The organism is Alcanivorax sp. DG881 (assembly GCF_000155615.1).
GTDB lineage: Bacteria > Pseudomonadota > Gammaproteobacteria > Pseudomonadales > Alcanivoracaceae > Alcanivorax.
Genome location: NZ_DS989915.1, coordinates 3,220,757 through 3,230,324, shown reverse-complemented (window position 1 = coordinate 3,230,324; position 9,568 = coordinate 3,220,757). Strand labels below are relative to the sequence as shown.

The window sequence follows — 9,568 nt, the reverse complement described above, 5'->3', positions numbered from 1 at the left end:
ACACGACAGGCGTCATACAGGGGACTACTGGAACAGCATCCCGAAACCGAAACGCCACAGGCCCTGATCAACCGTGCCTGCGCTGCGGTCCACATCCAGCCACTGTTGGCTGTAGCCACCACGCATGAAGAATTGATCATTCACATCCAGGCGCACACCTGCGCCCACTTCATAGCTGAATACCGTATCGTTCAGAGTCGGCGTATCCAGCCCGCAGTAATAGCCCCACCACGGATCCCACCAGCACACCGGCGTCGACGGCCCAGTGGGCACATTGGTATCCAGGTAAGTGGCTCCCATCGCTCCATGCACATAGGGCGTTAGCGCCTTGCGGAAAAAATGGTAGGTGCCGTTCACGTTCATGGTGGTCATTTCCAGGTCGCCACGGCCATCAAAGGCGCTGCCCCCGGCCACCGGTTGCGTGGTAGTCCTGAAATCCGTATCCACCCACTCCAGCGCAAACCCCAGCGACAGCTTTTCATCCAGGTTATAGGCCATATCGAAACCAAACCCGATATCGTCATCCACCTTCGCTTGAGACCCGCCATCCCCCGTGAATGACTGCCCCTCAAGGCCAATCACACGAAAGCTGCCTTCCCAGCGCTCCGCCCGGTAACTATTGGGAATTTCCGCCAATGCCGGCAGTGATAAAAGGCATGCCATGCCACCCCATACAACTCGTTTCATCCCGTGCCCCTGTGATCTATCTGGCTTTTCTCTGGCAGCATACCACCACCCAAGTGATTCGCGTACATCGGCACGGCTTCGCCATACCCCGCCCTCTGCCCCACAAACGTCAGGCGTTTCCGGGAAGCCATGCTTGCATGACGCAGACGCTGGCCCAGCGATACGAATCCCGATTGAATCGTATTACGGATTTATCGACGCGATGAACCTGGCCACGAAAATCCCATGGCACAGCTCCAGTGTCTGGTGTGAGTCAAACCGAAAGCCAAAAAAAAGCGAACCCGAAGGTTCGCTTTTTCTGCTTTCACTATTGCGCTTGTTTTAGAAGCGATAGCTCAGTTGAGCACCGATGATATCGGCATCCAGCTCGTAGGTGCCGAGCAATGGCACACCTTTATCTACACGATTAATATCTGCGTCATCTACAAATACATGAGCGTACGCCACATCAATCAGCATATTTTCCATCGGCTCGAAGCCCGCACCGATTGTCGCCCAAACCTTTTCAGAGTCTGGAGAGATAGCAGAACGATTGTCGGTTCCCTGAGTGGACTCTTCCATCGCCACGCCGAAACGTAGCACCGTAGACTCGCTAACCCCATGGCGCAGGCCCAGGGAATAACGCGCAGTGTTCTCCCAATCAAAGTTTTCTACTGCAGGGTTGGGGAGCGGAGCAGGAGCAACATGATCAATGGACAGCTCATCCAGGCTACTCCACTCCATCCATTCCACACCCAACAGGATCTGTGTCCGGTCAGAGAGATCACCTGCATAGGACAACTGCAACGAAGCAGGAAGATCCACATCAGCCGAACCGGAATAGGTGCCAGCCAAAGGCCCTGCTACAGCAGGCTTAAAGGTGATATCACCATCCACTTCAAACTTCATCTTGGAACGGTAGGCAACACCAAAGTGATTGTTATCGTCCGGGCTGTAGGTCAAGCCCAGATTCCAGCCATAGGTGTCATCATCACCTTCAAGACGGGTACCGGCATTCTCGATATCAGCGTCGAGAGTCTGGTAACTAACACCAAGCCCCACATTCAGATTATCGGTCAACTGAATACCCAACGACGGGTTAATATTAATGGTTTGAAGGTCAGATTCTGTGGAGTAGAAGTCACCGGAGAAAGGGCCAACCGGGGACAGCGCATTACCCCAATTGTTCTCATATTCCACTTTCGTACCAAAAGGCGATGTTATCGCCAGACCAAACGTCATGGTTTCGCCAATCGGGACCGCAAGAAAACCACTCCCAACGAAAGGCTCAATATCATCCAGATTGCCAGGGCCTGCCGCACCATCAGCTTCAAAGTTGGTGTCTACCCATACCTGGTGCAGCGCCAGAGACAACTCTGTCTTTTTCAGCCCAGCCAACGTCGCCGGGTTGTACCATTGATTTGAGGCATTTTCGCTGAGTACCGCTGCACCCGCATAGGCCGTACCCATCGCAGAGACGGACTGATAAGACACACCAAAACCACTGGCCATGGTCTGGCCGGCTGCCAGTCCCAGAGCGGAACCGATAAGTAGCGCACCTGTTTTTTTCATTGTTGCTCTCCCTCTTCCTGAATGTCCTAAAATTATGGGCGTACACGCCAGATCATTCCTCGATCTGATTCCACTTATACACAACTTAGGCCAATAACAGCAAGGCCAGAAAAAGGCTCATACTTTTCCATTAGCCCCAGTATTTGTAAAATCTTCAGCCACAAAAAAAGGGCTGCCGAAGCAGCCCTTTTTGTGAAACACCGGCATGCCTCTAATCGGCCAACACCGCCTTGGCAACAATGCCCTTCATGATTTCATTGGTGCCGCCATAAATCCGCTGAACCCGCGAATCCGCAAACATGCGGGCAATCGGGTATTCCCACATGTAGCCGTAACCACCGTGCAACTGCAGGCACTCGTCGATCACTTCACATTGCAGGTCGGTAATATAGTATTTGCCAGCCGCCGCAGTAGGAATATCCAGTTCTTTCTTCAGGTGCAGTTCCAGGCAGCGGTCCACATAGGCGCGGGCCACTTCAAGCTTGGTGTGCATCTCGGCAATCTTGAACTGGGTGTTCTGGAAACCGGCGATCGGTTTGCCGAAGGCCTTTCTTTCCTTCACGTACTCGATGGTGTGCGCCAACGCAGACTCGGCCATGGCCAGACCACCAATGGAAATACCGAGACGCTCCTGGGGCAATTCCTTCATCAGGTAAACAAAGCCCATCCCTTCTTCACCCAGCAGGTTTTCTGCCGGTACGCGCACGTCCTGGAAAAACAGCTCAGAGGTGTCCTGGGCTTTCATGCCCACTTTCTTCAGGTTCTTGCCTTTCTCGAACCCTTCGGAATCGGTTTCCACCACAAACAGGCTGATGCCCTTGGCGCCTTTGGTGGGATCGGTTTTTGCCACCACAATCACGATATCCGCATTCTGGCCATTGGTGATGAAGGTCTTGGAGCCGTTCAGCACGTAATGATCGCCGTCTTTCACCGCGGTGGTTTTCACCCCTTGCAGGTCGGAGCCGGCGCCGGGCTCGGTCATGGCGATGGCACCAATCATTTCACCGGTCACCATTTTCGGCAGGTATTTCTGCTTCAGTACTTCAGAGCCATTATGCTCAATGTAGGGGGCGACGATTTCAGTGTGCAGCCCCCAGCCGATGCCGGTGAGGCCCAGCTTGGAAATTTCTTCGTTGATCACCACGCTGTACAGGAAGTCAGCGCCGATACCACCGTACTCTTCGCCTACCATGGGGCACAGGAAACCCTGTTCGCCAGCTTTTAACCATACGTCTTTGGGCACCACGCCCTGCTGCTCCCACTCTTCATTGAAGGGAACGGCTTCGTTTTCCAGGAATTTGCGCACGGTATCGCGGAAGGTTTCGTGGTCAGAACTAAACAGCGTACGGGGAATCATCATGCTCTCCGGCATCAGGTTATCGGGAGTGGCCCCAACGCCGGACTGGCAGGGGCACAGAATGCCCCATGATGTTCACTGTCGCTGCCATCGGGCAATGACCGAAACGCTCAGGCCCCTGCCCGGCTGTGAAACCCGGCCAATGACCCTCTTGCCGGAAACTGGTCAGGCGCGGTGTTCACGGCCCAGATATTCAGAGGATTGCATCTCTTGCAAGCGCGAGCGGGTGCGCTCGAATTCGAAATCCAGCCGCCCACCGGCGTAGATGTCCTCGATGGGCACCTCGGCGGCGACCACCAGCTTCACGGCACGGTCGTAGAATTCATCCACCAGATTGATAAAACGCCGGGCCATGTCGTCCTTGCCAGCCCCCATCTGCTCCACATTGGCCAGTAACACGGTGTGGAACTCCCGGGCGATCTCGATGTAATCGGTCTGGCTGCGCGGGCCATCACACAGCTCCTTGAACTCAAACCAGACCACATCATCCGCACAGATGACGGTGGCAATCTTGCGACCTTCAATAAGCACATTGCCACGATCCCGGTGGCGGGAATGGTCCGGCTCCAGGGTCTGAAACCGTTCCTGCAGAAAGGCATCGGCCCCTTTTCCCAGGGGGCAGTGATAAAGCTCGGCCTGTTCCAGCAAGCGCAGGCGGTAGTCATTCCCCCCGTCCACATTCATTACCTGGGTGTGCTCTTTCAGCAACTCAATGGCAGGGAGAAAACGGGCCCGTTGCAGGCCATCCTTGTACAAACCATCGGGCTCGATATTGGACGTGGCCACCAGGGTAACGCCGTTGGCGAACAGCTCCTGCATCAGGCCGGCCAGAATCATGGCATCGGTGATATCGGTAACAAAGAATTCGTCGAAACACAGCACCCGTGCCTGGCTGGCGAATCTGCGGGCGATACTGATCAGCGGATTCTTTTCCCCCTGGCGCTCACGCATTTCGCGATGCACTTTCTGCATGAAACGGTGAAAGTGCATGCGACGCTTTTCCTTGAACGGCAGCGCCTGGAAGAACACATCCATCAGGTAGGTCTTGCCACGCCCCACGCCGCCCCACATGTACAACCCCGTCAGCGGACGGGGTTTGCGAAAACGCCCGAACAGGCCGCCCGAAGAGGGTTCCGCCAGCAAACGATGGTACAGGTCGTCCAGCGCGGCGACGGCTCGCTCCTGGGCCGGGTCCTGGAAAAAATCATCGCGCTGAAGGTCGGCCTTGTATTGCTCAAGAGGGGTCATGGGTCGCGGACCTGCCACTGTGTAGTTGAAACCGGCTCAGGGCCTGAAACAGGCCCGGCAAGGGCGGGCCAATGTAGCGCCGGGGCCGCCAGCTGACAACCGTCCGGGGAAAATCCACTCGCAGGGCAAAGCTAGCCCGGCAGGTGGCTGGCCGCCACCTGCTTCAGGTCCACCAGCTTGCCGTGGAAAAAATGGCCGCAATCCGGGAAGCGGACCAGATCGGGGGCCAGGGGTGTTTGCTCTGCCCAACGAAACACCTGCTCCGCCGGCACCACTTCGTCGTCCTCACCCTGCACCACCGTCACCGGACAGCCGGTATTTTCAATCTCGTCAAACGGGTAATGGTGCACCGGCGGCGCCACCAGCAGCAGTTCCCGCGCCGGCATGCCGTTGGCCTTGAGAATTTCTGCCCCGCGCGCCGCCACAAAACTGCCAAAGGAAAAACCTGACAACCACAGCGGCAATTGCGGATATTGGTGGGTCAGCCAGCTGTGGATAGCCAACAGATCTTCGGTTTCACCGATACCGTCGCTATAGGCCCCCTGGCTCTCACCGACACCACGGAAGTTGAAGCGCACCACCACGGCACCTTCATCCCGGGCCAGGCGGGTCAGTGTGGTCACCACCTTGTTGTCCATGGTGCCACCAAACAGCGGATGCGGATGGCAGACAATGGCCACAAACGGTGGCGAGTCACTGCCCTGTTCCACGACGACCTCCAGCTGCCCGGCTGGACCGGATAAGGCTTGCCGTTGTGTTGCCATTTTCTACTCCTATCGCATCCTGTTACGCCTTTCACCCTTGGCGGCCGCGCAGCTCTGTGCTGCAATAGCCTCAGCGTTATCGCCAGCGTCTTGGCGATACCTTACAGGAGTATGCCATGGATATGCTGACAACTGGGGTGCTGTGCTTTGCTGCCGGCGTGGTAGTAGGTGCAGGACTGCTTTTCTGGTTGTTACCGGCACGGCGGCAAGCCGGCCAACTGATTCGTGACCGTGACGAGGCCCGTCAGGCGCTGAATCATTATCGGGACAAGGTGGACGATCATTTTCTGCAGACCGCCGATCTGGTCAACGATATGACCCAGGCGTATCGCTCCGTGCATGAGCATTTGTCCAAGGGCGCCCAGGTACTCTGCTCTGAAGTAGGCCGCAAACGGGCCGTGGCCAAATCCCTGGATTCCGCACCGGACAAGGAGAATAGCGAACCCATGGCGCCACCGCTGGATTATGCCCCCAGCGCCAAGGGCACGCTCTCGGAAGACTTTGGCCTGCAGCAAAAGCCCACCGGCCCCTTTGCGCCGGTGGACGTGGCGGATAACCCGATTCCTGACACCGTGGTCGAGCCGCCCCGGGATTATGCCGAGGGAGATGACGACACGGCGGATGACAAGAAACCCGGCTGATTGCCGCTCCATCACAGCAAGCAAACACAAAAAAGCCCGCTCTCTGAGCGGGCTTTTTTATGGTTCATCACGTACTGGAGTGAACAACGCGCTTCTCGCCGTTTGACTGGCTTATCGTTACTACTCCGCACTTTGCCAAACGCTCGACGCCGGATGCCTGACGTAAAACCCTATGAATCAAACAGGACCGCTACCCGCATGGGCACCGGCGCGTCTTCCACCTCAATCTCCGCAGGCAAGCTACCTGCCGGGTCGCCGTCCGCCTGAACCGGCTCATCACCGTTCTCACAGCGGATATGCACCCGCTGGGCTCGCAGGCTGGCCACACCATCCACCCGTTCCATACGCCCAAATAGCAAGGCAATCAGGCAGCGCAGTAAAAACCGCACGCCGGGCTTCTGGAATAACAGCACCTGCACCTGTGGGCGCAGGATATTGGCCTCGTTACTCAACACGAAGCTGCCACCGTAATGGCGACCATTGGTGATAATGGCGGAAAAACAATCCAGTGGCCGGCCATCCACTTCCACCCTGTAGTGACGCTGGCCATAACGGCTAATCTGACCAAGCATGGACTGCACATAGGCCAGTTTACCGAAGCGCTCCTTGATGCCCAGATTGACCCCATTGACCACCCAGGCGTCATAGCCGATGCCGCACATCATGATAAACCGCCGGCCGTTCAGACGGGCCGGCGTCACGGATACGCTTTTGCCCTTCACTACCACCTGCGCGGCCTGCTCCGGCTTTTTCGGCAACCCCAGCTCTTTGGCCAGTACATTCGCCGTGCCGGTGGCAAACACGCCCAGCGCCACCCCGGCGGCCAACCCGTTGAGCACTTCGTTGGTGGTGCCATCGCCCCCTACGGCCACCACGCAATCGCCCTGGTCAGAAAGCCCACTGAGGTAGTCCGTGGCGTCGTTGGGGCCTTTGGTGTAATACAGGCGCACGCTGGCCCCCTGGCGCTCCAGCTCGGCCACAAAACGGCAGAGCAACGCCTCCCGACCGCCACCGGCGGTCGGGTTGTAAATCACAGTGACTTTCATCAGACAGGAAACCCTCGTACTGCTCCCGGTTTAGCAGGCTATTGGATAACCTATTGCCTGCTAGGCCGGGTTATCGATATCAATAAAGGTATGCTCAATGCCGTAATGGTCGCTGAGCCACTGACCCAGTGCCATGGCGCCATAACGCTCGGTGGCATGGTGGCCACAGGCGAAATAGTGCATGCCGGTTTCCCGGGCAAAATGGGTGGTCGGTTCGGAAATTTCGCCGCTCAGGTAGGCGTCCACGCCTTTGGCCTGAGCCTTTTCAATAAAGCCCTGGGCCCCGCCGGTACACCAGCCGACGGTTTCAATTTCGTCGCCGGGATCGCCGATATGCAAGGGCGTTCGGCCCAGTACCGCTTCTACATGAGCGGCAAATTCCGACGCGCTCATGGGGCTGTCCAGCCGCCCCACATTGCCGATGGGCCGGGGGGAATCATCCAGCCCGCCCTCGGTGATCAGCCCCAGACGGAGCGCCAACTGGGCATTGTTACCCAGCGTGGGGTGGGCATCCAGCGGCAGGTGATAGGCAAACAGGTTGATGTCATGGCGCAACAGGGTCTGCAGGCGCTGCTTCTTCATGCCCCGGACCTGCTGGCTTTCCCCTTTCCAGAAATAACCGTGGTGCACCAGAATCGCATCCGCCTCTTCCACAATGGCCGCGTCAATCAAGGCCTGACAGGCGGTCACCCCGGACACCACCCGGTGGATCTGCTCCCGGCCTTCCACCTGCAGTCCATTGGGGCAAAAATCCTGGAAACGGTCCGTGGCCAGTTCCTGATCGAGCAGAGACAACATGTAATCGCGCTTGAGCATGACACCTACCGGATAAAGGTCGGAACAATAAAAAGTGAGCCATTTGGTCACGAAACCCGTGAACCCGGATCACCGCGCCAATCCGCTCGGGGAGAGTGCGGTGTATCCTGTTTCCCACGTAAACCGCAGGTGAGAGCCGGGCCAAGCCTTGCAATGTGGCCATCGCCCACAGCCAGGCGGCAGTAGCAATCAGTATTCACAGGTTCTACTATTGCGCGCAGTTTACCTATCTGACCCCGCACTTGTCTCGCCGGGCGCCCTTCACCAGGCCCTGACGAGACCGGGGAACAGCATTAACGGGGGCATTACCGGTGATCAAACTGCTTCGTTTTCTGGCCGGCCCGGTGATTACCGGCCTGGCCGTCGGCCTTGTCGCCCTGTGGTGGTACCAGTGGGGCCCCAACGCCGAGCCCGCACAACACGACACCGGCGTTGCCAGCTATGCCGGTGCGGTGAACCATGCGGCCCCGGCAGTGGTGAACATCTACACCACCCAGATCATCACCAACGAGGACGTGGCTGAAGACCCGCTGTTCAACCGCTTTATGGAACAGCCCCGCCGTGAACGCGCCCTGAGCAGCCTGGGCTCCGGGGTGATCGTCGACGACGGCGGCTATGTGCTGACCAGTTATCATGTCATCCGCGATGCGGATGAAATTCTGGTGGCCCTGCGTGATGGCCGTGATGCCCCCGCCCGGGTAGTGGGCACAGACCCGGAAACCGACCTGGCGCTCTTGCATATCGCCCTGGAAGCCTTGCCCGAAGTGGAACTGAACGGCAACGGCCCGGTGCAGGTGGGCGATGTGGTACTGGCCATCGGCAACCCGCTGGGTGTGGGCCAGACCGTGTCCATGGGCATCGTCAGTGCCACCGGCCGCAGCCACCTGGGCATCGCCACCTTCGAGAACTTTATCCAGACCGATGCGGCGATTAACCGGGGCAACTCCGGCGGCGCGCTGATTGATACCCGCGGCCACCTGATCGGCATCAACACCGCCATCCTTTCTGCGGACGGCAGCTGGCAGGGCATCGGCTTCGCCACTCCCGCCTCGATTGCCAAGGAAGTCATGAATGACCTGATCGAACACGGTCGGGTGATTCGTGGATATCTGGGCGTCACCGTGCAGGATATGACTCCCTCACTGGCCGACACCTTTGGCATGGAAGAGGTGCGCGGGGGCGTGGTCACCGAAGTGGTGGTCGACAGCCCGGCCCATAAAGGTGGCCTGCAACCCGGCGACGTGCTGGTGGGAATCGACGGCGACGTGATGGCCGACGGCTACGAAGCCATGAATCGCATCGCCGGTATGAAACCGGACGATAACGTAACGCTGGAAGTCATCCGCAACCGTCAGCCCCTGTCCGTGGACGTGGTCATCGGCACTCGCCCACCAGCGGACTAAGAGACGCAACACGCGGCAGGCTTCACGCAACAACGCAGACAATGCCTGTCTTTGA

The 9,568-nt window shown here is 58.0% G+C and carries 9 protein-coding genes; 2 read left to right on the top strand and 7 right to left on the bottom strand.

Annotation, left to right across the window (positions count from 1 at the left end; translation table 11 throughout):
- Nucleotides 1-24 precede the first annotated feature (24 nt).
- The 5 genes from ADG881_RS14655 to ADG881_RS14635 all read right to left on the bottom strand — a co-directional run bounded on the left by ADG881_RS14655 (nucleotide 25) and on the right by ADG881_RS14635 (nucleotide 5,607).
- Nucleotides 25-687: an outer membrane protein gene (locus tag ADG881_RS14655; protein WP_007150694.1), complete on the bottom strand. Its 663-nt coding sequence runs from the start codon at nucleotides 685-687 to the stop codon at nucleotides 25-27.
- Nucleotides 688-1,008: 321 nt separating this feature from the next.
- Nucleotides 1,009-2,238, bottom strand: a complete 1,230-nt coding sequence (locus ADG881_RS14650; RefSeq protein ID WP_007150114.1) for an OmpP1/FadL family transporter — start codon at nucleotides 2,236-2,238, stop codon at nucleotides 1,009-1,011.
- A 211-nt stretch (nucleotides 2,239-2,449) separates the two neighbouring features.
- Nucleotides 2,450-3,595 carry an acyl-CoA dehydrogenase family protein gene (locus ADG881_RS14645; protein WP_039926894.1) on the bottom strand — a complete coding sequence of 382 codons (1,146 nt, stop codon included), beginning with the start codon at nucleotides 3,593-3,595 and terminating at the stop codon, nucleotides 2,450-2,452.
- 165 nt (nucleotides 3,596-3,760) lie between these two features.
- A complete protein-coding gene (gene zapE / locus ADG881_RS14640; protein ID WP_007148983.1) occupies nucleotides 3,761-4,843 on the bottom strand; it encodes a cell division protein ZapE in 1,083 nt (360 codons plus the stop codon).
- Nucleotides 4,844-4,974: 131 nt separating this feature from the next.
- Entirely contained in the window at nucleotides 4,975-5,607 is a 633-nt protein-coding gene (locus tag ADG881_RS14635) for an alpha/beta hydrolase (protein ID WP_007148620.1), read from the bottom strand.
- Between the two features lie 116 nt (nucleotides 5,608-5,723).
- Here ADG881_RS14635 and ADG881_RS14630 point away from each other — a divergent pair, with 116 nt between their 5' ends.
- Nucleotides 5,724-6,248 carry a YhcB family protein gene (locus ADG881_RS14630; RefSeq protein ID WP_007150546.1) on the top strand — a complete coding sequence of 175 codons (525 nt, stop codon included), beginning with the start codon at nucleotides 5,724-5,726 and terminating at the stop codon, nucleotides 6,246-6,248.
- Between the two features lie 170 nt (nucleotides 6,249-6,418).
- Here the strand turns inward: ADG881_RS14630 and ADG881_RS14625 are convergent, their stop codons facing one another.
- The gene (locus ADG881_RS14625) at nucleotides 6,419-7,294 is read right to left on the bottom strand and encodes a diacylglycerol kinase family protein (RefSeq protein WP_007149715.1); all 876 of its coding nucleotides are present in this window, start codon (nucleotides 7,292-7,294) and stop codon (nucleotides 6,419-6,421) included.
- A 60-nt stretch (nucleotides 7,295-7,354) separates the two neighbouring features.
- Nucleotides 7,355-8,110 carry a Nif3-like dinuclear metal center hexameric protein gene (locus tag ADG881_RS14620; RefSeq protein ID WP_039926893.1) on the bottom strand — a complete coding sequence of 252 codons (756 nt, stop codon included), beginning with the start codon at nucleotides 8,108-8,110 and terminating at the stop codon, nucleotides 7,355-7,357.
- A gap of 311 nt (nucleotides 8,111-8,421) precedes the next feature.
- Here ADG881_RS14620 and ADG881_RS14615 point away from each other — a divergent pair, with 311 nt between their 5' ends.
- Nucleotides 8,422-9,513 carry a trypsin-like peptidase domain-containing protein gene (locus tag ADG881_RS14615; protein ID WP_007149233.1) on the top strand — a complete coding sequence of 364 codons (1,092 nt, stop codon included), beginning with the start codon at nucleotides 8,422-8,424 and terminating at the stop codon, nucleotides 9,511-9,513.
- The last annotated feature ends 55 nt before the right edge of the window (nucleotides 9,514-9,568 follow it).

Coding starts and splice junctions, on each gene's coding strand:
- zapE (WP_007148983.1), bottom strand. CDS start 4,843: ATGACCCCTCTTGAGCAATACAAGGCCGACCTTCAGCGCGATGATTTT.
- ADG881_RS14650 (WP_007150114.1), bottom strand. CDS start 2,238: ATGAAAAAAACAGGTGCGCTACTTATCGGTTCCGCTCTGGGACTGGCA.
- ADG881_RS14625 (WP_007149715.1), bottom strand. CDS start 7,294: ATGAAAGTCACTGTGATTTACAACCCGACCGCCGGTGGCGGTCGGGAG.
- ADG881_RS14635 (WP_007148620.1), bottom strand. CDS start 5,607: ATGGCAACACAACGGCAAGCCTTATCCGGTCCAGCCGGGCAGCTGGAG.
- ADG881_RS14645 (WP_039926894.1), bottom strand. CDS start 3,595: ATGATTCCCCGTACGCTGTTTAGTTCTGACCACGAAACCTTCCGCGAT.
- ADG881_RS14620 (WP_039926893.1), bottom strand. CDS start 8,110: ATGCTCAAGCGCGATTACATGTTGTCTCTGCTCGATCAGGAACTGGCC.
- ADG881_RS14655 (WP_007150694.1), bottom strand. CDS start 687: ATGAAACGAGTTGTATGGGGTGGCATGGCATGCCTTTTATCACTGCCG.
- ADG881_RS14630 (WP_007150546.1), top strand. CDS start 5,724: ATGGATATGCTGACAACTGGGGTGCTGTGCTTTGCTGCCGGCGTGGTA.